At 67.2% G+C, this 24,399-nt stretch carries 22 protein-coding genes and 2 pseudogenes; 10 read left to right on the top strand and 14 right to left on the bottom strand.

Annotation, left to right across the window (positions count from 1 at the left end):
* The first annotated feature begins 135 nt into the window (after positions 1 to 135).
* The 4 genes from G6N55_RS22190 (at position 136) to G6N55_RS22175 (ending at position 5,041) form a co-directional block, all read left to right on the top strand.
* A complete protein-coding gene (locus tag G6N55_RS22190) occupies positions 136 to 1,548 on the top strand; it encodes an MFS transporter (RefSeq protein WP_232079092.1) in 1,413 nt (470 codons plus the stop codon).
* Between the two features lie 227 nt (positions 1,549 to 1,775).
* On the top strand, positions 1,776 to 3,002 hold the full coding sequence (locus G6N55_RS22185) for an acetyl-CoA acetyltransferase (RefSeq protein WP_085221923.1): 1,227 nt from the start codon (positions 1,776 to 1,778) through the stop codon (positions 3,000 to 3,002).
* A 1-nt stretch (position 3,003) separates the two neighbouring features.
* A complete protein-coding gene (locus G6N55_RS22180) occupies positions 3,004 to 4,518 on the top strand; it encodes a carotenoid oxygenase family protein (RefSeq protein ID WP_085221922.1) in 1,515 nt (504 codons plus the stop codon).
* A gap of 37 nt (positions 4,519 to 4,555) precedes the next feature.
* A complete protein-coding gene (locus G6N55_RS22175; protein WP_139826815.1) occupies positions 4,556 to 5,041 on the top strand; it encodes a VOC family protein in 486 nt (161 codons plus the stop codon).
* Between the two features lie 4 nt (positions 5,042 to 5,045).
* Here the strand turns inward: G6N55_RS22175 and G6N55_RS22170 are convergent, their stop codons facing one another.
* From G6N55_RS22170 to G6N55_RS22145, 6 genes are all read right to left on the bottom strand, one after another.
* Positions 5,046 to 5,480, bottom strand: a complete 435-nt coding sequence (locus tag G6N55_RS22170) for a hypothetical protein (RefSeq protein WP_085221920.1) — start codon at positions 5,478 to 5,480, stop codon at positions 5,046 to 5,048.
* Positions 5,481 to 5,556: 76 nt separating this feature from the next.
* Positions 5,557 to 6,354 (bottom strand): VOC family protein, encoded by a 798-nt coding sequence (locus G6N55_RS22165; RefSeq protein WP_085221919.1) that lies wholly within the window; start codon positions 6,352 to 6,354, stop codon positions 5,557 to 5,559.
* Between the two features lie 155 nt (positions 6,355 to 6,509).
* Positions 6,510 to 6,983, bottom strand: a complete 474-nt coding sequence (locus tag G6N55_RS22160; RefSeq protein ID WP_085221918.1) for a type II toxin-antitoxin system Rv0910 family toxin — start codon at positions 6,981 to 6,983, stop codon at positions 6,510 to 6,512.
* A 4-nt stretch (positions 6,984 to 6,987) separates the two neighbouring features.
* Positions 6,988 to 7,176, bottom strand: a complete 189-nt coding sequence (locus G6N55_RS22155; protein ID WP_085221917.1) for an antitoxin — start codon at positions 7,174 to 7,176, stop codon at positions 6,988 to 6,990.
* Between the two features lie 182 nt (positions 7,177 to 7,358).
* Positions 7,359 to 9,752, bottom strand: a complete 2,394-nt coding sequence (locus tag G6N55_RS22150; protein ID WP_085221916.1) for a cation-translocating P-type ATPase — start codon at positions 9,750 to 9,752, stop codon at positions 7,359 to 7,361.
* On the bottom strand, positions 9,749 to 11,329 hold the full coding sequence (locus tag G6N55_RS22145; RefSeq protein ID WP_085221915.1) for a serine hydrolase: 1,581 nt from the start codon (positions 11,327 to 11,329) through the stop codon (positions 9,749 to 9,751). Before G6N55_RS22145 ends, G6N55_RS22150 begins: the two co-directional genes overlap by 4 nt.
* A 42-nt stretch (positions 11,330 to 11,371) precedes the next feature.
* On the opposite strand from G6N55_RS22145, the gene mug reads away from it, so the two are divergent.
* Positions 11,372 to 11,908 carry a G/U mismatch-specific DNA glycosylase gene (gene mug, locus G6N55_RS22140; protein WP_085221914.1) on the top strand — a complete coding sequence of 179 codons (537 nt, stop codon included), beginning with the start codon at positions 11,372 to 11,374 and terminating at the stop codon, positions 11,906 to 11,908.
* On the opposite strand, the gene G6N55_RS22135 is transcribed toward mug, so the two are convergent.
* Positions 11,886 to 13,004 (bottom strand): MBL fold metallo-hydrolase, encoded by a 1,119-nt coding sequence (locus G6N55_RS22135; RefSeq protein ID WP_085221913.1) that lies wholly within the window; start codon positions 13,002 to 13,004, stop codon positions 11,886 to 11,888. The two genes, mug and G6N55_RS22135, sit on opposite strands and share 23 nt — an antisense overlap.
* 4 nt (positions 13,005 to 13,008) lie before the next feature.
* Positions 13,009 to 13,740 carry an enoyl-CoA hydratase gene (locus G6N55_RS22130; RefSeq protein WP_085221912.1) on the bottom strand — a complete coding sequence of 244 codons (732 nt, stop codon included), beginning with the start codon at positions 13,738 to 13,740 and terminating at the stop codon, positions 13,009 to 13,011.
* 27 nt (positions 13,741 to 13,767) lie between these two features.
* On the opposite strand from G6N55_RS22130, the gene G6N55_RS22125 reads away from it, so the two are divergent.
* Positions 13,768 to 15,240, top strand: coding sequence for an acetyl-coenzyme A carboxylase carboxyl transferase subunits beta/alpha (locus G6N55_RS22125; RefSeq protein WP_085221911.1), 1,473 nt, complete (start codon positions 13,768 to 13,770; stop codon positions 15,238 to 15,240).
* Here the strand turns inward: G6N55_RS22125 and G6N55_RS22120 are convergent.
* Positions 15,216 to 16,394 (bottom strand): annotated as a pseudogene (locus tag G6N55_RS22120) (ATP-binding cassette domain-containing protein); the annotation flags it as partial. The gene G6N55_RS22125 and the pseudogene G6N55_RS22120 overlap by 25 nt on opposite strands.
* A 306-nt stretch (positions 16,395 to 16,700) precedes the next feature.
* On the opposite strand from G6N55_RS22120, the gene prrA reads away from it, so the two are divergent.
* Both prrA and G6N55_RS22110 read left to right on the top strand, forming a co-directional pair.
* A complete protein-coding gene (gene prrA / locus G6N55_RS22115) occupies positions 16,701 to 17,411 on the top strand; it encodes a two-component system response regulator PrrA (RefSeq protein ID WP_139826817.1) in 711 nt (236 codons plus the stop codon).
* Positions 17,412 to 17,434: 23 nt separating this feature from the next.
* The gene (locus tag G6N55_RS22110; RefSeq protein ID WP_085221909.1) at positions 17,435 to 18,775 is read left to right on the top strand and encodes a sensor histidine kinase; all 1,341 of its coding nucleotides are present in this window, start codon (positions 17,435 to 17,437) and stop codon (positions 18,773 to 18,775) included.
* A gap of 16 nt (positions 18,776 to 18,791) precedes the next feature.
* On the opposite strand, the gene arfC is transcribed toward G6N55_RS22110, so the two are convergent.
* From arfC to arfA, 3 genes and pseudogenes are all read right to left on the bottom strand, one after another.
* Complete coding sequence (gene arfC, locus G6N55_RS22105) at positions 18,792 to 19,253, bottom strand: channel accessory protein ArfC, sunset domain variant (protein WP_085221908.1); 462 nt, start codon at positions 19,251 to 19,253, stop codon at positions 18,792 to 18,794.
* Positions 19,254 to 19,264: 11 nt separating this feature from the next.
* Positions 19,265 to 19,348 (bottom strand): annotated as a pseudogene (gene arfB, locus G6N55_RS30250) (channel accessory protein ArfB); the annotation flags it as partial.
* A 12-nt stretch (positions 19,349 to 19,360) separates the two neighbouring features.
* A complete protein-coding gene (gene arfA, locus G6N55_RS22100) occupies positions 19,361 to 20,338 on the bottom strand; it encodes a channel-forming protein ArfA/OmpATb (protein ID WP_232078816.1) in 978 nt (325 codons plus the stop codon).
* Positions 20,339 to 20,446: 108 nt separating this feature from the next.
* On the opposite strand from arfA, the gene G6N55_RS22095 reads away from it, so the two are divergent.
* Positions 20,447 to 20,704, top strand: coding sequence for a DUF2630 family protein (locus G6N55_RS22095; protein WP_085221907.1), 258 nt, complete (start codon positions 20,447 to 20,449; stop codon positions 20,702 to 20,704).
* 2 nt (positions 20,705 to 20,706) lie between these two features.
* Positions 20,707 to 22,269, top strand: coding sequence for a phytoene desaturase family protein (locus G6N55_RS22090; protein WP_085221906.1), 1,563 nt, complete (start codon positions 20,707 to 20,709; stop codon positions 22,267 to 22,269).
* A 9-nt stretch (positions 22,270 to 22,278) separates the two neighbouring features.
* On the opposite strand, the gene G6N55_RS22085 is transcribed toward G6N55_RS22090, so the two are convergent.
* Together G6N55_RS22085 and pdxH are read right to left on the bottom strand one after the other, a co-directional pair.
* Positions 22,279 to 23,571 carry a citrate synthase gene (locus G6N55_RS22085; protein ID WP_085221905.1) on the bottom strand — a complete coding sequence of 431 codons (1,293 nt, stop codon included), beginning with the start codon at positions 23,569 to 23,571 and terminating at the stop codon, positions 22,279 to 22,281.
* A gap of 182 nt (positions 23,572 to 23,753) precedes the next feature.
* Complete coding sequence (pdxH, locus tag G6N55_RS22080) at positions 23,754 to 24,380, bottom strand: pyridoxamine 5'-phosphate oxidase (RefSeq protein WP_085221934.1); 627 nt, start codon at positions 24,378 to 24,380, stop codon at positions 23,754 to 23,756.
* Between the last annotated feature and the right edge of the window lie 19 nt (positions 24,381 to 24,399).

Raw genomic sequence — 24,399 nt, 5'->3', positions numbered from 1 at the left:
GTGGACAACCCGCGTTGCCAGGTCGGACCGGGTACGCTCCCATCCGCAGCACACCCGTCATCCCCGCGATCCGCACGAACGCGGTCCGGACTCCCGAGTGGGTGCGCGGTCCGCCAAGGAGGGCGAGCGGTGAGTATCGGTAATGGGTTGCGGCCCAAACAATTTGGAGCCGGACGCGCATACCTCAACCGAGTGGTCGCCGCCTCGATGGCCGGCACCGTCGTCGAATGGTACGAATTCTTCCTCTACGGCACCGCGGCCACCCTGGTGTTCGGCAAGGTCTTCTTTGCCAAGGGCGGCAACGACCTCGACGCCATTTTCGCCGCCTTCGTGACCTACGCCGTCGGCTTCGCCGCACGACCGCTGGGCGGAATCGTCTTCGGGCAGCTCGGGGATCGGCACGGACGCAAGAAGTTGCTACAGCTGAGCCTGCTGCTAGTCGGCGTCTCGACCTTCCTGATGGGTTGTCTGCCGACGTTCGCCCAGATCGGCTACTGGGCCCCGGCGCTGCTGGTGCTGCTGCGGTTCGTCCAGGGCTTCGCCGTCGGCGGTGAATGGGGCGGCGCGGTTCTGCTCGTCGCCGAGCACAGCCCGAACGCGAGCCGCGGCTTCTGGGCGAGTTGGCCGCAGGCCGGTGTGCCGGGCGGAAACATGCTGGCCACGGCCGTGCTGCTGGTTCTCACCTCGACCCTGTCGGACGCGGAGTTCCTCAGCTGGGGCTGGCGCGTGGCCTTCTGGTTGTCCGCGGTCGTCGTCCTGATCGGCTACTACATCCGCACCAAGGTCACCGACGCCCCGATCTTCCTCGAAGCGCAGCGACAGGCCGAGCTCGCCAAATCGACTCGGGCCGGGGTGCTGGAGGTGATCAAGCGTTACCCGCGTGGCGTTTTCACGGCCATGGGACTACGGGTGGGCGAAAACATCATGTACTACCTGGTAGTGACGTTCTCGATCACGTACCTCAAGGTGCATGTGCACGCGAACACCAAGGCCATCTTGTGGTGGCTATTGGTCGCGCACGCCGCGCATTTCGCGGTCATTCCCTTTTTCGGGCATCTCAGCGACCGATTCGGCAGGCGCCCAGTCTATTTCGCCGGTGCCATCGCGACCAGCACCTGGGGCTTCTTCGCCTTTCCGATGATGAACAGCGGCCGCAACACGATCATCATGTCCGCGGTCGTCATCGGTCTGGTGTTTCACGGAGTGATGTACGCGGTGCAGCCGTCCGCCATGGCCGAGATGTTTCCGACCCGGATGCGGTATTCAGGCGTGTCGCTCGGATACCAGGTCACCTCGATCGCGGCCGGGTCGCTCGCGCCGATCATTGCCGTCCGATTGCTCGAGACCTACAAATCGGCGGTACCCATCGCCTGGTACCTGGCGGGCGCCGCCGCGGTGAGCGCCGTTGCTGCCCTGGCCGCCCGCGAGACGAAGGGCATCGACCTGGCCGACGTCGATCTCGCCGACTTCCAGGGCGCGGGGCCGGATCGGTCCGCCCGGCCTCCCGATGGACCCGAACCGACCGAGCTTGTCGGGGGCACCGTCTAGCCCCCATCGGCTGCTGAGCAGGGAAGATCCTCGTTCACACAGGTCAGAGCGGTCTCTGCGAATCTCGCGCGGCCCTTTTGCCATGTTTGCCCGGGCCCGGGGATGGTAATGCCCCAACCGGGTGGGCGCGTCGGCCGGCCTACGCGCCCATCTAGGTCCCGTCGGTTCAGCCCGAGAGCCGACGGGACCGCCGTTTTCGGGGCCATCCAGGAGTACCGTGCGCTGGTATGGACGGCTCGGCAAACGTGTGGATTCTCGGCGGTTACCAGAGCGATTTCGCTCGCAACCTGACGAAGGAAGACCGCGACTTCGCGGCCTTGACCGGCGAGGTGGTCGACGCCACCCTCGCCGCGGCGAAGGTGGACGCGGCGGACATCGGAGTGGTCCACGTCGCGAATGCCTTCGGCGAGATGTTCGCCAGCCAAGGTCACCTCGGCGCCATGCCGGCGACGGTGTGCGACGGGCTCTGGGACACCCCGGCGTCCCGGCACGAGGCCGCCTGCGCATCCGGCAGTGTGGCGGCGTTGTCGGCGATCGCCGATTTGCGCTCCGGCGCCTACGACACCGCACTCGTGATCGGGCTCGAGCTGGAAAAACCCGTGCCCGGTGACATCGCCGCGGTGTATCTCGGTGCCGCCGCATGGACCGGACACGAGGGAGCCGACGCAAAGTACCTCTGGCCGTCGATGTTCGCGCAGGTTGCCGACGAGTACGACCGGCGCTACGGCTTGGACGACACCCACTTGCGGGCCATCGCGGCGCTCAACTTCGCCAACGCGCGGCGCAACCCCAACGCCCAGACCCGCGGCTGGAGCGTCCCGGATCCGATTACCGCTGACGACGCGACCAACCCGATCACCGAAGGCCGGCTGCGCCGGTACGACTGCAGCCAAATGACCGACGGCGGTGCGGGTTTGGTCCTGGCCAACGACGCCTATCTGCGCGACCATCCCGACGCGCGCCCGATCGGGCGCATCGAGGGCTGGGGCCATCGCACCGTCGGGCTGGGCCTGCAGCAGAAACTCGACCGGGCCGCCGACGACGAGTACGTGCTCCCCCACGTGCGGTCGGCGGTGCTCGACGCGTTGCGCCGCGCGCAGGTGGCCCTCGACGACGTCGACGGGTTCGAGGTGCACGACTGCTTCACGCCCAGCGAGTACCTGGCCATCGACCACATCGGGCTGACCGGACCGGGCGAATCGTGGAAGGCCATCGAAAACGGGGAGATCGAGATCGGCGGGCGGCTCCCGATCAACCCCAGCGGCGGGCTGATCGGCGGCGGTCACCCGGTCGGGGCCTCCGGCGTGCGGATGCTGCTCGACGCGGCCAAACAGGTGAGCGGCGGGGCGGGTGACTATCAAGTCGAGGACGCAAAGACCTTCGGCACGCTGAACTTCGGCGGCAGCACCGCCACCACGGTCAGCTTCGTCGTGGGCACGACCATAGGCGCATGACATGGACGTTGAGATCGTCGGCAAGTTCCTGTCGACCCTGCCCGAAGACGACGACCACCCCTACCGGACCGGCCCGTGGCGACCACAGACCACCGAGTGGGACGCCAACGACCTGGCCCCGGTGGAGGGGAAGATCCCCGACGACCTCGATGGCATCTACTTGCGCAACACCGAGAACCCGCTGCATCCTGCGTTAAAGACCTATCACCCGTTCGACGGTGACGGCATGGTGCACGTCGTCGGCTTCCGCGATGGAAAAGCCTTCTACCGCAACCGCTTTATCCGCACCGACGGCTTTCTGGCCGAGAACGACGCCGGCGAGCCGCTGTGGCCGGGTCTGGCCGAACCGGTGCAACTGGCCCGGCGCGAGCAGGGCTGGGGCGCGCGAACGAAGATGAAGGACGCGTCGAGCACCGACGTCATCGTGCACCGCGGAATCGCGCTGACCAGCTTCTACCAGTGCGGTGATCTGTACCGGATCGACCCGTATTCGGCCAACACCCTCGGCAAGGAAAGCTGGAACGGGCGCTTCCCCCTCGACTGGGGGGTGTCCGCGCATCCGAAGGTGGACAACAGAACCGGCGAACTGCTGTTCTTCAACTACAGCAAGCAGGATCCGTACATGCGCTACGGCGTCGTCGATGCCGACAACGAGCTTGCGCACTACGTCGACATCCCGTTGCCCGGCCCGCGTCTCCCCCACGACATGGCGTTCACCGAAAACTACGCCATCCTCAACGATTTCCCGTTGTTCTGGGATCCGCGGCTGCTCGAACACGATGTGCACCTGCCGCGCTTCTACCCCGACATTCCGTCGCGCTTCGCGGTGATCCCGCGCCGCGGTTCGACCGCTGACATCAGGTGGTTCGAGGCGGCCCCCACGTTCGTGCTGCATTTCACCAACGCCTACGAGGACGGCGACGAGATCGTACTGGACGGCTTCTTCGAAGGCGATCCCCAGCCACTCGACACCGGAGGAGCGAAGTGGGAGAAGCTGTTTCGCTTCCTCGCGCTGGACCGCCTGCAAGCGCGGCTGCACCGGTGGCGCTTCAACCTGGTCACCGGTGCGGTGACAGAGGAGCAGTTGTCGGACTCGATCACCGAGTTCGGAACGATCAACCCCGACTACGCGGGTGCCGACTACCGCTACACCTACGCCGCCACCGGGAAGCCGGGCTGGTTCCTGTTCGACGGGCTGGTCAAACACGATCTGCGGACCGGGGGCCAGCAGGGTTTCTCGTTCGGCGACGGCGTCTACGGCAGTGAGACCGCGATGGCGCCCCGCGTGGGCGCCGCCGGTGAAGACGACGGCTACCTGGTCACCCTGACCACCGACATGAACACCGACGCCTCCTATTGCGTGGTGTTCGACGCCGCCCGGGTCACCGACGGACCGGTGTGCAAACTACAACTCCCGGAACGCATTTCGAGCGGCACACATTCCACGTGGGCGCCCGGTGCGCAGTTGCGGCGCTGGGCGACCGCCGAGTCGGCGGCCGCCGCCGTGGGCCTGTGAACCCCGCGACTCGCCGACCCGTCACCATAAGATGGCAATGAACTCCGAAAAGTCCCGCAGGACCACACACTGGCCCATCCGGCTGGCCTCGATCGGCGCCATCCGCTTTGCTCGCCGGTCGTCGAACTTCGAAGAGACCGTGCGGTTTTACCGTGAGCTGGTGGGGCTGCCGCTGTTCGAGACGTTCGAGGCCAGCTATGGCAGCAACGGCGCTATCTTCGGCTTGCCCAGCTGGAACCTGACGATGGAGATTGTGGAGGCACCCGACGGCGACGTCGCGGTCGATGACCACGAGCAGCTGTGCCTGTACTTCCCGGACGAGCAGTCGCAGCGGGCCGCGATCGCGCGCCTGCAGGAAGCAGGAGCCGAAACGGTGCAGCAGCACCCGTACTGGACGGCAACCGGTGCGGTGACCTATCGCGACCCCGACGGACGCGAGGTTGTGTTCGCGCCCTTTGTGTTCGGAGTCAACGAGCCCAGCGAGAGCTCCACCTCGGGCAAACACGACTTCCCGACGGGCTGAGGCCTTACCGGGCGGCGCGACCGGCGACGAGCGCGGCGATCAACGACACCACCGAACAGACGACCGCGCCGACCGCGGCGCCCCCGCCGACATACAGTCCGTATTCCGCGGACACCGGTGGATTGACGTTGAGTTTGTAGTACCACGCCACGAGCGCCACGAGCAGCAGCGAAATCACCAGCGCCGCAATCGATGCGATCCGCACGGACAGGCCCCGACCCACCATCGCCCCGGCCACCAGCAACGCCGAGGACAGCAGCACAATCAGCTGGCCCGCGCCGAATCCCGGCGGAAGCTGCAGGCTGCCGTGTCTACCCCCGATCGCGCTGGCCCAACCGCCGCCACCGACCGACGTCGTCAGCCACGGCAACCAGGCACTGGCCGAAACGACCAGGGCAAACAGCGCCACCAGCCATCCGGGGCGCAGGCGGCGGGTCATGGGTGCGACCTTAATAGGGCGCCGGACCGGCCGCCCGCGCGCCACGCGCAGCGTGCGCCGATGCGACCCCGCTACGTCACGCCCGCAGCGAGGACAGGTTGAACGTGACGCCGGTGGGGTCGGTGGCCGCGGCCAGCCGTCCGTACGGCGTGTCCTCGGCTCCCCGCAGCACGGCTCCGCCGTTCTCGGCGATCACCTGGAGTGTTTTGTCGACATCCTCGGCGCCGAAGAAGATGGTCCACTGCGACGGCACGCCCTCGGGCAGTATGGCCGCGCCGTCCATCACGCCGAGCTGGGGGTACCACCCGCTTGCGGGGGCTTGCTGATCACCGAACCATGCTGTGGTGTAACGGAATTCGTCGCTGTCACCGACGACCTCGGTCCGCCAGCCGAAAACCTCGCGATAGAAGTCCAGCGCCGCACGGTAATCGCGGCTGGTCAATTGATGCCAGACCGGTGCGCCGGCCCCGCCGATCACCTCGAAACCGCGATGCTCCAGCGGCTGCCACAAGCCGAAAAACGCGCCGGACGGATCGGTGGCGAGGCCCATGTACCCCTTGGCGGGTATTTCCATCGGCTCCACGCATACCGCGCCGCCGGCGGCGGTCGCGGCGGCGGCCGTCGCGTTGATATCGACGGTGTGGAAGTAGGTCGTCCACACGTCTGGCGACCCCGTCTCGGGGCGGTTGGCCATCATGCCGGCGACGCGGTGGCCGTCCTTGGCGACGTTGAGGTAACCGCCGTACTCGGGTCCGGCGGACTCGAACGTCCAGCCGAAGGCCGTGCCGTAGAAGTTCCGGGCGCGGTCGAGCTCCGAGGTCGTCAAATCGATCCAGCAGGGTGCGCCCAGCGGGGCGCCGTCACGGATGGGCACGGTGTTCTCCTGTCGGTGTCCTTGCCCCGTGCGCGGGGCTCACACACATCGACCGGCGCCGAGGGAAAAACTCATCGGTCTCGCTGCCGTCCCAGGCGCGCGGCCGGACCGGCAGTTCGACACCGACGGTGGTGCGAAGCAGGTCCGCCAGACGGTCAGCGGCCGGCGCCACCATGCCCGTTGCGACCGGGATCGGGACCGGTGAACACGGTGACGAATCTTTCCAGGGATTCGTTGATGTCGCTTCTCAGTGCGGCGGCCACGATCACGCCGATCGGGCCGAACAGCGCGGGACCACCGAGGCGCACGTCGAAGCTGACGACCGATCCGTCATCCTTCGGTTTGACCTTCGCAATCAGCTTGACCTTGACGCCGCCGACGCCATCGCCGTTGAGCGTCATGGCCTCCGGCGGCTTGTAGTGCACGATCGTCCACTTGATCCGGTTGAGCATGCCCTTGACCTCGACGATGGATTCGATGACCGTGCCCTTTTGCAGGTCGTCGGGCAGCTTGCTGCGCCACACCCGGTGGATGCTCAGCCAGTCCTTGAAGCGGGACAGATCGGAGGCATGCGTCCAGGCCTGGGCCGGCGGCAGGGGTACGTCGATGGATCCGGAAAGCTTCGCCATGCGTTCAGTTCTGCTGGTCGCCGGGGCCCTGGGCGTCGATCGCCTTCTTGGCCTCTTCCTGCACCTTGTGGATGGTGTCGGAGTACTTGCCCTGCGTCTTGTCGTCGACGAACTCGCCGGCCTTGTCGATCGCGGTCTCGACCTTGTCGGCGTTCTGCGCCAACAGGTCCTTCGCCTTGTCCAGGAATCCCATGTGCTGTCCCTTCCCCGCGGATCCCCGGGGCCGCCGGGGATCCTTTCTTTGCTGGTAGAACCCTACTGGCCGGAATCCGGGCGATCCCAATCGCCCTGGTCGGCCCAGCCGGTCTGGAGCGCCGAACCTGCGGCTGGCCGCACGCTCGCGCCCTACTGTGCGGCTGAGGCCACACTGGGCGATTAAGCGTCGTCGGGTGCCCGCCACAATCGCGGCTCGATGCCGAGCATCCTGGCCCGGATCCACCACGTCGCCTCGATCGCCGCGGCGCCCAGCACGCCGATCCCCAGCGCCGTGGACGTCAGAGCCAGATTCGACGGATCGAGCAGAAACTTCTGCTGCGCCAGCGGGATACTGAAGATCGCGACATACGCCAGGCCGCACGAAGCGACCAGCGCGACCCGCCACCACTGGTAGGGACGCGCCACCACGGCCAGCACCCAGAGCGCGGTCACCAACAGGGTGATCAGCGCGGCGGTCGACGCCTGGTCTTGTTCGGTGAAGGTGGCATGACGGCCCCGGTAGGCCACCAGGTAGGAGACGAAGGTCGCGGTGCCGACGATCAATCCGGACGGCAGCGCCGACGTCAGCACCCGTCGCACGAAGCCGGGATAGGCGCGCTCGTTGTTGGGCGCCAGCGATAGGATGAACGACGGAATGCCGATCGTGAACCACGCGGCGATGGTGACGTGGATCGGCTGAAACGGGTACAGCAGCGGATCCGCCCGCAGCGGCTTGGACAACAGGCATTCGATACCCACGAACAGCGCCAGCATTACCGAGTACACCGTCTTGGTCAAAAACAGGTTGGCGACCCTCTCGATGTTGCCAATCACCCGCCGGCCTTCACCGACGACGTAAGGAAGTGTCGCAAACCTGTTGTCCAGCAACACGATCTGCGCTACCGCCCGCGACGCGGGGCTACCGGCACCCATCGCCACCCCGATGTCGGCGTCCTTGAGGGCGAGCACGTCGTTGACGCCGTCGCCGGTCATCGCCACGGTGTGCCCGTGCGCTTGCAGCGCATGCACAATGGCCCGCTTCTGATCGGGCCGCACCCGGCCGAAGCTCGTGTAGGTGTCCAGCATGTCGGCCAATTCACCGGCCTCCGTTGGCAATTGGCGCGCATCCATCGCCTCGCCAGGCAACCCGAGTTTTGCCGCCACCGCGCCCACCGACACCGCGTTGTCGCCCGAGATCACCTTCACCGAAACATCCTGGGCGGCAAAGTACTCCACGGTTTCGCACGCGTCCGGGCGCACCCTCTGCTCCAGCACCACCAGCGCGATCGGGACGACCCGTCCCGGCGCGTCCGGGCGATCCACGGCGACATCGGCGGCGCCGAGCAACAGCACCCGCAACCCCTGCGCACCGATCTGTTCGGCCTGTGCGGCGGCCGTCGATGCCGGATCGAGCAGCACGTCGGGCGCTCCGATCACCCAGTTGCCGTGGTCGGCGTAGGACACGCCGCTCCATTTGGTCGCGGACTTGAAAGGTGCGGTGGCCGTGACGATCCAGCCGGGAGGCCGGTCAAAGGTTTCGGCGATCGCCTGCATGCTGGCGTTGGGACGCGGGTCGGCCGCGGCCAGCGCGGCCAGCGCATCGGGTACGGCCTGGTGGCCGGTGAGCTCAACGACATCGCAGACCCGCATGCCGCTTTCGGTCAGGGTGCCCGTCTTGTCGGCGCACACCACGTCGACGCGGGCCAAACCCTCGATGGCGGGCAATTCCTGCACCAGGCAACGGCGCTGGCCGAGCCTGATGACGCCGACCGCGAACGCGATCGAGGTCATCAGCACCAAACCCTCGGGCACCATCGGCACCAGCGCACCGACCGTCCGCAGCACCGCCTGTCGCCAGCCCGCATGCGTGGTGAACAACTGCGTGTAGATCGTCAGCAGGCCGGACGGCACCAACAGGTAGGTGATGAACTGCAGGATCCGGTTAATGCCGTTGCGCAGTTCGGATTTCACCAGCGTGAACTTGCTGGCCTCCTCGGCGAGGCGGGCCGCATAGGCCGCCGGGCCAACCTTGGTGGCACGGTAGGCACCAATGCCGGCGACGACGAAACTCCCCGACATGACCGTGTCCCCGGCGTCCTTGGCGATCGGGTCCGCCTCACCGGTCAGCAGCGATTCGTCGACCTCCAGGTTGTCTTCCTCGAGCACCTCGCCGTCGACGACGATCTGATCCCCGGGCCCGAGTTCGATGATGTCGTCGAGCACCACCTCGCTGGGCAGCAGCGTTGCGGTCCCGGATTGCCTGCGCACCAACGGCTTTGCCTGCCCGACGATCGCGAGGGCGTCGAGCGTCTGCTTGGCCCGGACCTCCTGGACGATCCCGATGACGCTGTTGGCGATGATCAGCAGGCCGAACAACCCGTTGATGGCCGATCCGGTCGCGAGCACGATCGCCAGCAGCACGCCCAGGATCGCGTTGATCCGGGTGAAAACGTTGGCGCGAACGATGTCCGCGGTGCTGCGGGCGGCACGCACCGGAACCGCGTTGCTGTTGCCCTCGGCCACCCGCTGCGCCACCTCGGCGTCGGTCAGGCCTGAGGTGGCGGCGAGGCTCATCGGGTGAACGTTCCCAGCTTGTCGGTGTCGTAGTACTCGAGATTCAGCGTGTTCCCGCTGAAAGTTGCCTTGGAAATCGTTCCGGGCGGCGCGTTTTCGTCTGTTATCGAGAAGGTGAAGGTGTCACCGTCCCAGTGCGTGAGCCCGAACGTCTGATTCTTCGGGCCCAGTGCGAGTTGCGGTTGCCCGTTGCTTTCGGTCACGACGGCCGGACCCCAGTAGTCGTTCGCGTAGACGCCGAGGTAGTCGGTGAGCGGACGGGCCGGCGCGGGGTTGGCGGGAGGTTGCTTGCCGACCAGCGAGCCCTCCGCGTTGTTCATCCAGCCGACCGCGTGGTTGTACAGTGCCGGCCAATCCTCGCGAATTTGTCCGTACTGCACCAGATCCATGAATTGCGCGGTCAGTGCTTCCGGAATGCCATACGGCGCACCATTGGTCAGCGCGATGATGCCCACATCCTCCGAGGGCATCACGACGAAGTTGGTTGCCGCGCCCGACGCGAAACCGCCGGAGTGGCTGTACTGCGTGCGCCCCGACGAGGTCACCGAGGCGTTGAATCCGTGGCCGTAGTAGCCGGCCCGGGCTTTCGGCGACGATGCCGGACTAGACATGACCTGCGGGGTGATCGCGGGCAGCAGGGCTTCGGGCGAAGTGATCTGCTGGCCGTTGTAGGTTCCGTTGGCCATCACCATCGTCAGCCAGCGCGCCATGTCGTTGATCGACGAACTCACCCCACCCGCGGGCGTCTGCGCGTCGGGGTCACGCTGGAAGCGCGGCTCCCACTTGTCGCCGACCTTGACATGCAGCACCGCGCGGTTGGGCCTGGCCAGATAATCGGCGTATTTCGAACTCGTCGACGTCATACCCAGCGGACGGTAGAGCACCTCGTCGGACAGATCCTCCCAGGATTTACCCGCGGCGGCCGCCACCGCCTCGGCGGCCGCGGTCAAGCCAAAGTTGGTGTAGGCGTAGCTACTTCGAAAAGGAGCCAGCGGCAAGTACCTCAGCCGTTCCAGCACTTGCCGGCGGTCGTAGCCGAGATCCTCGAGTTTGTCGCCGGCGTGATCAGGCAGCCCAGAGCGATGCGAGTACAGGTCGGCAACGGTCACATGGCCGGTGACGTAGGGATCCGACAGCGCAAACCACGGCAGCTTGGACACCACCGGCGCGTCCCAGGTGACGACGTTGGTGGCTACCTCATGTGCCACCACGGTGGCGCCCAACGATTTCGACACCGATGCCAGCTGAAAGACCGTGTCCGCGTCGACCTTGTTGTCCTGGCCGGTGCCCTTGGTCGCATTCTTCACGCCGAAACCTTTGGCGTACACCGTTTTTCCGCCGCGGACGACGGCCACCGACACGCCGGGGACGCCGGTGCTGCGCATCAGGTCGTCGACCAGGCCGTCGACCTTCGAGATGGCGGCGTCGATGCGGCCGGCGGGAATGTCCAGACCCGACACCTCGTTGGGAGGCGCGTCAGACAACGCGGAGAGCGGGCTCGATATGGGATGGCCGGAGCCACATCCGACCAACGCCAGCAACATCACGACAGCGGCGAAGGCCGCGCGGCTCGTCATGCCCGCAGACTTTAGCGTGCTCGCCCGATGGGAGTATCACCCATGATGCATTATGAATCGGACATCCTTGCCCCGGGTCTCGACATCGTCTTCTGCGGCATGAACCCGGCAACGACCGCTGCGGTCGACGGGCATAACTTCTCGAATCGCAGCAACCGTTTTTGGTCCGTACTGCATCTGGCCGGATTCACCGATAGACGATTGCGGCCGGAGGACGAACGCCGCTTGCTCGACTACGGCTGTGGCATCACCGCGGTGGTCGGCCGGCCGACTCGACGGGCCAGCGACGTATCGACCGAGGAGTTCCGGCGCGCCCGACCCGAGTTCGAAGCGAAGATCCGGCGCTACGCGCCGCGAGCGATCGCGTTCCTCGGCAAACGTGCCCTGACGGCGATGACCGGCATCCCGAAAATCGACTGGGGCCCGTATGCGCCCGGGTTCGCCGATACCGCGGCATGGGTGCTGCCCAACCCAAGCGGCCTCAACAGAGGGTTCACACTGGACGATCTCGTCGGCGCCTACTCCGAACTACGTTGTGCGCTAACGCAACCCGGATCTACAACTGCCACCATGGATTGAATCTCAGCGGCCGGGACGGGTCAAGACGTTGACCGGGCGTGGGAACCGCCACCGCGGCTTCGCCGGCTTCCGCGGCGGCGAGCATCCGCTCGACCGGCTCGGCCCAGGGGTGCGGTGCCAGCCGGAAAGTGCCCCAATGGATCGGCACCATCAGCCCGGAGCCGCCCGCGGTGAGATCGAGGTGGGCCCGCACCGCCTCTTCGGGATTCATGTGAACGTCGGGCCACCCCGGGTTGTAGGCGCCGATCGGCAACAGGGTCAGGTCGAACGGTCCGTGCTCGGCGCCGATCTGCTCGAAGCTCTTCGTGTACCCGGTATCGCCGCCGAAATAGGCGCGGTGGCGGTGACCGACGATTCCCCATGACGCCCACAGCGTGGTGTTGCGGTCCAGGAAGCGACCCGAAAAGTGCCGTGCCGGCAGGCAAATCAGGGTCAGTTCGTCGACGTGAGCGCTTTCATTCCAGTCGAGTTCGACGATGCGATGCCCGGGGATGCCCCACGCACGCAGGTGCGCGCCCACACCCAGCGGGACGAAGAACGGCGCCCGCTGAGCGCGGGCCAACGCGACAACGGTGTCCATGTCGAGGTGGTCGTAGTGGTCATGGCTGATCACCACGGCGTCGACGGCGGGCAGCGCTTCGAGCGCCACCGGGGGCGGATGTAGACGCTCCGGTCCGATCACGTCCGACGGCGAGCAACGGTGGCTCCACACCGGGTCGGTGAGCACCCGGTAGCCGTCGATCTCCAGCAGGGCGGTGGAGTGGCCCAGCCAGCTGACGGCCAGTCGGCCGGGATCGGCGTCGAACATCCCCGGCGCGCCCAGCGGGATCGGCGCGGTCGGGCGGCTGCGGCCGCGTCCACCCACCAACTCCCACGCGATCAGCGCGAGCTGCTCGCGGTCCAGGTTGGCATTCGAGGCGGGGTCGAGGTTGACGAAGACGCCGTCGGAGAAATTGGGTGAGTGCTGCGTCACGTCGCGGATCGACGACGGATCGGCGCCCAGCGCGGCCGGTGCCCCACGCAGCGCGCGCAACACCCACCCGCCCGCGGCGAGCGTGACCGTGCCGGCGGCCAGGCGAAACGCTGCGGGCACCATGTCGTCAGGCCCCCTGGAACCTCGGCTGCCGCTTCTCGATGCGGGCCACTTGCGCCTCGATGACGTCCTGGCTGCCCCAGGCCTTGTCGAACAGTTCCTTGTGCACCGGCCAGGCCTCTTCGATCGAACCGTCGTCGTTGAGTACCCGCTTGGCGTGCTGGATCGCCAGCGGCGCCAGCCCGGTGATCTCGGCGGCCCAGGCCCGGGCGTCTTCCAGTGTCCCGATCCGGTTGGCCATGCCCGTCTGCAGCGCCGTCTCGGCGGTCAATTTCTCCGCCGTCAGCAGCATCGCCCGCGCCCGGCCGTGTCCGACCAGCGACGATAGTCGCCGGATGCTCCAGTTATCCAGGGCAAGGCCGTATTTCGACGTCGGGAATTGGAAGAACGCGTCCGGCTCGACGACCCGCAGATCGCACTGCATGGCCAACTGCAGGCCCGCACCGATGGCCGGACCGTTGATCGCGCCGATCACCGGGATGGGTGCCGCATCCAGGGCCTTGTGCAGCTCGATGAGCCGGTCCGGGTAGTCGGCGGCAAACGCGTCGCCGGACAGGTCCGCACCGGCGCAGAACGCCGTGCCCTGGCCGGTGAGCACGATCGCGCGGATGGACCCGTCGCCGGCCTTCAGCACGGCCTCCCGTAGCTCGTCGACGAGTTGCGAGTTGAGCGCGTTGCGTCGCTCAGGGCGCTGCAATTCGATGGTCATTACGGCTTCTACCTGCGTGATACCGATCATGGGCGTCAGCCTATATAGCCTGGCCCCGTGAGTCGCATCACGACCGAACAACTGCAGGATGCAGTGCTGGACGAAGGCTCCTTCGTGAGCTGGGACAGCGAGCCGCTTCAGATACCGATCAGCGAGGCCTACGCGGCCGAGCTCGCCGCCGCCCGGACCGCCACCGGCCTCGACGAAGCGGTGCTCACCGGTGAGGGGCGAATACACGGGCGCCGGGTGGCGGTCGTGGTCTGCGAGTTCAGCTTCCTCGGCGGGTCGATCGGGGTCGCGGCGGCGGAACGGATCACGGCCGCCGTGCAGCGTGCCACGGCCGAGCGGCTCCCGCTGCTGGCCTCACCGAGCTCCGGCGGCACCCGCATGCAAGAGGGCACGGTCGCGTTCCTGCAGATGGTGAAGATCGCCGCGGCGGTCAGACTCCACAAGCGGGCGCATCTGCCCTACCTCGTCTACCTGCGCAACCCGACCACCGGCGGGGTTTTCGCGTCGTGGGGCTCGCTGGGGCACATCACCGTCGCCGAGCCGGGCGCGCTGATCGGGTTCCTCGGGCCGCGAGTGTACGAACAGCTCTACGGCGAACCGTTCCCGCCGGGCATCCAGACCGCGGAGAACCTGCAGCGGCATGGCGTGATCGACGGTGTGGTCGCGATCGACGAGCTGCGCCGGACGGTGGATCGCGCGCTGACCGTGCTCGCCGACCCTCCCGAACCGCTACCCGCCGCGGCGCCCACCGAATCGATACCCGATGTGCCGGCGTGGGATTCGGTGATCGCGTCGCGACGACCGGACCGGCCGGCTGTCGGCCATCTGCTGCGCCACGGCGCCACCGACCGGGTGTTGCTGTCCGGTACCGGCAGCGGGGAGGCGGCCACCACCCTGTTGGCGCTGGCCCGATTCGCCGGCCAGCCCGCGGTGGTCCTCGGCCAGCAACGCCTCACCGGCGGGCTCGTCGGGCCCGCGTCGCTGCGGGAAGCCCGCCGTGGCATGGCGCTGGCCGCCGAGCTGCGGCTGCCGCTGGTGCTGGTGATCGACACCGCCGGCCCCGCGCTATCGGCCGAAGCCGAGCAGGGCGGGCTGGCCGGTCAGATCGCCCAATGCGTAGCCGAGCTGGTGACGCTGGACACCCCGACGGTGTCGGTGCTGCTCGGCCAGGGCAGCGGCGGGCCGGCGCTGGCGATGGTGCCCGCCGACCGGGTGCTGGCCGCGCTGCACGGCTGGCTGGCGCCGCTGCCGCCCGAGGGCGCCAGCGCGATCGTCTTCCGCGATACCGCACACGCCCCCGAACTTGCTGCGGCCCAAGGTATTCGGTCGTCCGATCTGCTGCGGTCCAGGATCGTCGACGCTATCGTGCCGGAGCATCCCGACGCTGCCGACGAGCCGATCGAGTTCTCGCAGCGACTGTCCGCCGCCATTGCCGCCGAGGTGCACGCGCTGCGCGGCATCCCCGGCGACGAGCGTATTGCCGAACGGCTGCGCCGCTATCGCGGCATCGGCTTGCCATGAGGCACAGGGCCCTGCCCCGTCATCTTCATCGCGAAATATCTTGTAGTGCAGTCGATGACGTCGTTTTCAAGCCCGTGCTTAGCAGTCAATAGCCGGCGATAGCGCGGCACCCGGGCGAAAAGCTCCGCATGCCTGCCGACGTGGGTGATGGTTGGGCCGGCCTCGCCCGGTTCCATGAAGGCCACCCGGTCCGCGAGCAGCACAGTGGAGAGGCGGCGCGCGACGATGATTCCGGTGACGCCCTTGAGTGCCACCCGCAGCGCCGCGGTGATCTCGGCCTCGGTATGCGAGTCGAGTCCGGACAGGGCGTCGTCGATCACCAGCAGCTTCGGCGTCGCGACGATCGCCCGGGCCAGGCATAACCGCTGACGCTGTCCGCCGGAAAGCCGCATTCCCCGTTCGCCGATGCGGGTATCGATCCCTGACGGCAGATCGTGGACGAACCGCGCCGCCGCGATGTCGAGCGCCGCGGACAATTCCGCGTCGGTGGCGTCCGGCCGGCCGATTCGTAGGTTCTCGGCCACCGACATCGAAAACACCGTCGGGTCCTCGAACGCCGTGCATACCGCGCCGCGCAGCGCCGGCAGCGACATATCGCGGATGTCCCGGCCGTCCAGCAGTATCCGACCCTCCGAGGCGTCATAGATGCGGGAAAGCAGTGCTGTCAGAAGGGATTTCCCCGCATCCAGGGCGCCGACGAGGGCCAGCGTCTCGCCGGCTTCGACGACCAGCGTGACATGGCGAAGCAACCACTCGTCGCCCGCTACCGGGTCGGGCACCCGAAAGCCCACATCGTCCAGCTCGAGGCGACCGGCCCGGACGGGCTCGGGGTTGGGCCCGTCGGTGATATCGCAGGGGACATCCAAGATTTCGGCGATTCGGTCCACCGCCGTTTTCGACTCCCGGGTCATCGAGAACAGGAAGTCCATCGAGGCGACCGGCCAGACCAGCGACAGCGTCGCCGTGATCAAGGCAGCCAGGCCGAAAGTCGTGGCGGCGATGCCCAACGCCCATAACCCGCCCGGGTTGTGATGGCGCACCGGCCCGTCGATCACGGCCCTAGTGATGATCGGAATATCCACCGCAGCAACGAAACTGGAGGACGCTACGACGGCGATCCAGCCGGTGCGGTGCCGTGCCCGCCGCTTCTGGTCGGATGCCTGGCCCGGGCGTTTGGGCGCAGCGGCGATCGCGGACGTCGAGCGGGCAGGCGCGTCCGGCGGACCCATGGCCTCAGTCACAACGATTCCGTCTCTGGAGTTCCGTTACGGCCGGTGGCACCGAAATCGAAGGCCCGCAACGTCAACGCTGACCAAGACACTCAATGTCTTGGCCTGCCACCTGGATTCGATCATCGCATGGTCTTTATCGTTCGCCAGTCGCGGCTGAGACTCGAAAACGTAACCATTTAGCCACCGGGCCACTCCCCGATGACCCGTCTGATCCAACAATCCGGCAAAATGGGCGGCATGGACTCTGGCGTCAGCTCACCTCGCGTCTTGGTCGTCGACGACGACTCCGATGTGCTTGCCTCGCTGGAGCGCGGACTGCGCCTCTCCGGCTTCGAAGTTTCCACCGCCGTCGACGGGGCCGAGGCCCTGCGCAGCGCCACCGAGACCCGCCCCGACGCGATAGTGCTGGACATCAACATGCCCGTGCTGGACGGCGTCAGCGTCGTCACCGCCCTGCGCGCGATGGACAACGACGTCCCGGTCTGCGTGCTCTCCGCCCGCAGCTCGGTCGACGACCGGGTGGCGGGCCTGGAAGCGGGTGCCGACGACTACCTCGTCAAGCCGTTCGTGCTGGCCGAACTGGTCGCGCGGGTCAAGGCGCTGCTGCGCCGCCGCGGGTCCGTCGCGTCGACCTCGTCGGAGACCATCACGGTGGGCCCGCTGGAGGTCGACATTCCCGGCCGCCGGGCGCGCGTCAACGGCGTCGACGTCGACCTGACCAAGCGCGAGTTCGACCTGCTGGCGGTGCTGGCCGAGCACAAGACCGCCGTGCTGTCCCGCGCCCAGCTGTTGGAGCTGGTGTGGGGTTATGACTTCGCCGCCGACACCAACGTCGTCGACGTCTTCATCGGGTACCTGCGCCGCAAGCTGGAGGCAAACGGCGGTCCGAGGTTGCTGCACACCGTCCGTGGCGTTGGGTTCGTTCTGCGGATGCAGTAACGACGCGGTCGGCGCGAACAGCCATGAAGTTCCTGTCGCGAATCTTGGCCCGTACGCCCTCGCTGCGGACCCGGGTGGTGCTCGCGACAGCCATCGGTGCCGCGATTCCGGTGCTGATCGTCGGTGCGGTCGTCTGGGTCGGGATCACCAACGACCGCAAGGAGCGGCTGGACCGCCGGCTCGACGAGGCCGCCGGTTTCGCGATCCCGTTCCTGCCGCGCGGCCTGGACGAGATTCCGCGCTCACCCAACGACCGCGACGCGATCATGACGATCCGGCGCGGCAGCCGGGTGAAGTCGAATTCCGATGTCACGCTGCCCCGCTCCGACGTCGACTACACCGACACCTACATCAACGGTGTGCGTTATCGGGTGCGCACGGTGGAGATCCCGGGGCCGGAGCCGACCTCGCTGGCCGTCGGCGCGACCTATGACGCCACCCTCGCCGAGACCAATAATCTGCACCGCAGGGTGCTGCTCATCTGTGGGTTCGCGATCTTCGCCTCGACGGTATTCGCCTGGCTGCTGGCCTCTTTCGCGGTGCGCCCGTTCAAACAGCTTGCGCAGCAAACCCGATTGATCGATGCGGGCGACGAGGCGCCGCGAGTCGAGGTGCACGGCGCCACCGAGGCCGTAGAGATCGCCGAGGCGATGCGCGGCATGCTGCAACGCATCTGGAACGAGCAGAACCGCACCAAGGAAGCGCTCTCGTCGGCACGCGATTTCGCTGCCGTGTCCTCCCACGAATTGCGCACTCCCCTGACCGCGATGCGCACCAACCTCGAGGTGCTGTCCACCCTCGATCTGCCCGCTGACCAGCGCAACGAGGTGATCAGCGACGTCATCCGCACGCAATCCCGAATCGAGGCGACGCTCAGCGCGCTGGAGCGGTTGGCCCAGGGCGAACTGTCCACCTCTGACGATCACGTGCCGGTCGACATCACCGAACTTCTGGACCGCGCCGCCCATGACGCGTCGCGCGTCTATCCCGACCTCGATGTCTCGCTGGTGCCGTCGCCCACCTGCATCATCGTCGGAATGCCGGCGGGTCTGCGCCTGGCGGTCGACAACGCGATCGCCAACGCCGTCAAACACGGCGGCGCCACCCGGGTTCAGCTGTCGGCGGTCAGCTCGCGCGCCGGGGTGGACATCGCCGTCGACGACAACGGCAGTGGTGTGCCCGAAGGCGAGCGCCACATGGTGTTCGAGCGGTTCTCCCGCGGGTCGACGGCCTCGCACTCGGGATCGGGGCTGGGGCTGGCCCTGGTGGCCCAGCAGGCCCATTTACACGGCGGGACGGCTTCGCTGCAGGACAGTCCGCTGGGCGGTGCGCGACTGCTGCTGCGGCTGCCCGCCCCGAGTTAATACCCGACGCCCGTGGTCATTTCCGGGCGTTTGGGTGCCACGGCGTGAAGCCGGCGCGTAAGGCGGATTGCTCGTCGGAGAACCACACCTGGGCTACGGTCGGGTCGTAACCCGGATTGTCGGGGATGTAGTAGAGCCGGGTATCGATGCGTGCCTTGACCAACCATCCCGCCGGGCCACGGCCGTCGGGGCCGGCCCGCACGGAGCCGGGCCCGTAGGGAGCGGGCGGTGGCACCGGGATCTTCGTCGTCCGCGACTCGATATTCGCGGGAATCTTCGCCGTCGGGGGGTCGGTCGCAACCCTCGTCGTCGGCACCTCGGTCACAATCCTCGTCGTGGGAGGGTCGGGTATCACCGGGTGATCGGCCGATACATCAAGGGGCACTTCATATTTGACAGATCGGGTCAGGAACGCGAGGGTCAACACCAACCCCATCGCGAACGACAAGCCGAACAGCCACCAGTGCACGTGATTCATCGGCGCACCCTCGTCAGCGCGGCGATCACCCAGGCAACTGCCGATCCCGCCACGAAAGCCAGCAGGTACCACAACCACTGCACTACGAAAGCCATACCGAATATTCCTCAGCCAACCACGATTTCGACGCGGCGGTTCTTCGCGCGACCGTCGGCGGTGTCGTTGCCGGCGACCGGGTTTATCGAACCCAGACCCCGGACCGTCAAATGATCACCCGCAACACCATGGGCGACAAGGAAATTCGCCACCGTTTGGGCGCGGTTGTCGCTCAGCGGGATGTTGACCTCCTCGGTGCCCGAATTGTCGGTGTAGCCGTTGATCGTCGTGTGCGCGATCGGGCAAGCCTTCAGCTTGTCCGCGACCTGGGCCAAAATCTGGTCGTCGGCCGGGGTCAGGCTGAATCCGTCGTTGCCGAACGTAATCGGCCCGCCCGTCACGGCATTGATGGCCGACTGCAGATCGCCACACTGGACCGCGGGTGCGGGCGGTGGCGACGGCGGCACCGAGCCATCCACCACGAGCTGGTCGACGACAGTAAGATTCGACCAGGTGTGCGCGGCGTCGGAGCCGATCGTGTTCTTCTGATCTTGCGACGCGGCCGTTCCGGTCAGGGTGATCGTGTCCCCGTTGACCGTGAGATTGAAGTTGGCAATCGACGCGCTGTCCTTGAAAATCGGTCCGGCGTTGGAGAAATCGAGCGCGTCGATATTCGGGTTGATGCCGATTTGGTCGACGATGTCGACACCGGCCGGCAGCGCGCTTTTCAGCACCCGGGTCAGCCCGGCTTTCGCGGAATCGTCGGGAAACTCACCGGTCAGCGTTACGTCATTGCCATTGCGGACAATTGAGAGCGGCGCCAGCGACAACGGCGGCTTGCCGGGCTTGCTCGACGACACGGCCGGCGGCGTCGCACCGGCCGGCCCGCGGGCAGCCCGGGACCGCTCGAGTGCGCCGTAGCCGATTGCGGCTATCAGCAATGGAATGACCACCAACCCGATCAGCCAGCCCACGCCCAGCGAACGCAGGTAGGAGATCGGGGCCCGCCGCGAATCAGCCGCATGGCCGAAACGCGCCCGTAGACTCACGACTGCCCCTCCTCGCTGCCTGTGCCGGGACCCCCGTCCGTCCTGCAAGCGATATGCAGCCTACCGACTGCGCCCGTTGTCACCGGTCGCGTCGGGCACACTGGAGCGATGGGCAGTAGACCGACCGACAGCGAAACCCTGGCGCACATCCGCAACCTTGTCGCCGAGGAGAAAAATCTGCGGGCACAGCTGCAGCACCGCGACATCAGCGAGTCCCAGGAACACGAACGGCTCCGCCGGGTCGAGGTCGAACTCGACCAGTGCTGGGACCTGCTGCGTCAGCGGCGCGCGCTGCGCGAAACCGGTGGTGATCCACGCGAGGCCGCGGTGCGCCCCGGCGACCAGGTCGAGGGCTACCTGGGCTAGACATGTCCCTCGGTGGCGCGCCGGATTGTGACGTAGTCGTCGTGGGTGGGGGCCACAACGGCCTGGTGGCAGCGGGCTACCTGGCCCGGGCCGGGCTTCGGGTGCGGCTGCTGGAGCGACTCGGGCACATCGGTGGGGCCGCGGTGTCGGCGCGGGCCTTCGACGGCGTCGACGTCCGGCTGTCGCGGTACTCGTATCTGGTCAGCTTGCTGCCACCGCGCATCGTCGCGGACCTGGGCGCCGACGTGCGGTTGGCCCGGCGGCAATATTCGTCATACACACCCCACCCCGCGACAGGCGGGCGCAGCGGGCTGCTGGTCGGGTCGCCGGATTCGTTCCGGGCGATCGGCGCCGCCGGCGACGAGCGCGGATTCGCCGAGTTCTACCGCCGCTGCCGCCTGGTGACCGACCGGCTCTGGCCGACGCTGACCGAACAGCTTCGCACCCGCGAGCAGGCGCGCCGCCACGTCACCGACGGCGGCGGTCGGGAGGCCGCCGGGGCGTGGCGCGCGATCGTCGACGAGCCGATCGGGCACGCGATCGCCGGGGCCGTGCGCGACGACCTGGTCCGCGGCGTGATCGCCACCGACGCGCTGATCGGCACGTTCGCTCGGCTCGACGATGCATCGCTGCACCAGAACATCTGCTTCCTGTATCACGTGCTCGGCGGGGACTGGGACGTCCCGATCGGCGGGATGGGCGCGGTGACCGCGGCGCTGGCCGCCGCCGCTGTGCGTCACGGAGCCGAAATCATCACCGGTGCAGAGGTTTACGGCGTGGAGCCGGACGGCGAGGTGCGCTACCGCAAGGACGGCGAGGAGCACCCGATTCAGGGCCGGTTCATTCTGGCCGGCGTCACCCCGACGGTGTTGGCCGAGCTGCTCGGCGAGCCGCCGGCGCCGGCGGCACCGGGAGCGCAGGTGAAGCTGAACATGGTGCTGCGGCGGCTGCCCCGGTTACGCGACCAGAGCGTCACACCCGAGCAGGCGTTCGCCGGCACGTTTCACGTCAACGAGACGTGCAGCCAGCTGGAGACTGCCTACGCTCGCGCCGCCGGCGGCGCGCTACCGGATCCGCTGCCGTGCGAGGCGTACTGCCATTCGCTGACCGACCCCAGCATCCTGTCGGCCGAGCTGCGCGAGTCGGGTGTTCAGACGATGACGGTGTTCGGCTTGCACACACCCCACTCGCTGCTCGAAGGCGACTCCCCCGTCGCCCGCGACCAGCTGACCGAGTCCGTGCTGGCCTCACTGAATTCGGTGCTGGCCGAACCGATTTCGGATGTGCTGATGCGTGACGCGCAGGGCCGGCCCTGCGTCGAGACGACAACCACCCTGGACCTGCAACACGCCCTGGCGATGACGGCGGGCAACATCTTTCACGGCGCGCTGTCCTGGCCGTTCGCGGACGACGACGAGGAGCTCGACAGCCCGGCCCGCCAGTGGGGCGTGGCGACCGTCCACGAACGAATCATGTTGTGCGGCTCGGGTGCTCGCCGCGGCGGCGCCGTGTCGGGCATCGGCGGCCACAACGCCGCGATGGCGGTGCTGGCCTCGCTTGCCTAGAGCCGCCCGCTACCGTCCGTCGATGCCGACGTAGTCGCGTTCGGTGTAGCCGGTGTAGATCTGGCGTGGGCGGCCGATCTTGCTGTCGCCCTCGTCGTGCATCTCGCGCCAGTGCGCGATCCAGCCGGGCAGCCGGCCCAGCGCGAACAGCACGGTGAACATCCGGACCGGGAACCCGAGTGCCCGGTAGATCAGCCCGGTGTAGAAGTCGACGTTCGGGTACAGCTTGCGCTCGATGAAGTAGTCGTCGGTCAGCGCGGCCTCTTCGAGCTGCTTGGCGATGTCCAGCAGCGGGTCGCCGCCGAGCTTGGCCAGGATCTTGTCGGCCTGCTCCTTGACGATCCGGGCACGCGGGTCGTAGTTCTTGTAGACCCGGTGGCCGAAGCCCATCAGCTTGACACCCTCTTCACGGTTCTTCACCTTGCGGACGAACTCGCTGACGTCGTCGCCGCTCTGGCGGATCTCCTCGAGCATCTCGAGCACGGCCTGGTTGGCGCCACCGTGCAGCGGCCCCCACAGCGCGTTGATGCCACCGGAGATCGAGGTGAACAGGTTGGCCTGCGACGACCCCACCAGCCGGACCGTCGAAGTCGAACAGTTCTGTTCGTGGTCGGCGTGCAGGATAAGCAGCATGTCCAGCGCCCGTACTACCTCGGGGTCGGCGTGATATGGCTCGGCGGGCAGCCCGAACGTCATGCGCAGGAAGTTCTCCACCAGCGACAACGAGTTGTCCGGGTAGAGGAACGGCTGGCCGACGGACTTCTTGTAGGCGTAGGCGGCGATGGTCGGCAGCTTGGCCAGCAACCGGATCGTCGAAAGCTCGACGTCCGCGTTGTCCATCGGGTCGAGCGAATCGGGGTAGTACGCCGACAGCGCGTTGACGGCACTGGACAGCACCGGCATCGGGTGCGCGTTACGGGGGAAGCCGTCGAAGAACCGCTTCAGGTCCTCGTGCAGCATCGTGTGCAGCTGAATCCGCTTGGTGAAGTCGGCCAGCTGGTCGGCGGTCGGCAGCTCGCCGTAGATCAGCAAGTAGGAGACCTCGATGAAGGTCGACTTCTCCGCGAGCTGATCAATCGGGATTCCCCGGTAGCGCAGGATGCCGGCGTCGCCATCGATGTAGGTGATCGAGCTCTTGCACGCGGACGTGTTGACGAAGCCGTTGTCGAACGTCGTGTAGCCGGTCTTGGACAACAGCGGGCCCAGCGCAATACCGTCGGCGCCTTCGGTGGCTTTGACGATCTGCAGGTCGATCTCACCGCCTGGGTACTTCAGAGTTGCGGTGTCGTCGGTGTCGGCCACGAGAACCCCTTTGCGCTCTGGCTGGTATGGCTGCGCCTTGGCTAGGTGCGTACAGCTGAAGGTAGTCGTTATCGCGACGACGCGCCTGCCCGGGGTCTGCTCTGTTGACCTCGCGGCTTTCTTTGAGATGAACCCCGCCTTATCGTGCGGTGTTTGGCCTCACAACCACCCGCCGGGTGTGATCAGGGCTGTAGCCGTTCGACGCGGCCGCCGACGACCCGAATGCGGTTATGCAGCCGGTTTTCCCGGCCTTGCCAGAACTCCACCACCTCGGGCGCGATCAGGTAGCCGCCCCAGTTCGGCGGTACCGGGATGGTCTCGAAATCGGCGAAGCGGTCAGTGACTTCGGCCAGCTGATCGAGCAGCGCCGCACGGGACGCGATCGGCTGCGACTGGTGTGACGCCCAGGCGCCCAGCTGGGAGCCGCGCGGCCGCTTGGACCAGTAGTCCTCGCTGGCCTGCGGGTCGACCTTGGTCACCGCGCCCCGAACGTGGACCTGCCGCCCCAGCAGGTACCAGGGAAAGGTCGCCGACGCGTACGGCGTCTCGGCCAGCTCGACGCCTTTGGCCGAGTCGTAGTTGGTGAAGAAGGTGATCCCGGTCTCGTCGACGCTCTTGCACAGCACCGAACGGCTCATCGGCTTGCCATCGGCGACGGTCGCCAGCACCATCGCGTTGGGCTCGGAGACCCCGAAACGTTCGGCATCTTCAATCCACCTCCGCAGTAACGCAAGCCACCCATCGTCGAGCCAGGAAGCGTCGAGATCGGAGCTGGCGTCGCGCTCCGCTGACCCGTACTCCACGCGCATCCGCTGCAGGTGATCGTCA

The organism is Mycobacterium florentinum, from assembly GCF_010730355.1.
GTDB lineage: Bacteria > Actinomycetota > Actinomycetes > Mycobacteriales > Mycobacteriaceae > Mycobacterium > Mycobacterium florentinum.
Note: the sequence above shows the minus strand (reverse complement) of the source record. Positions and strands in the feature narration are given on the sequence as shown.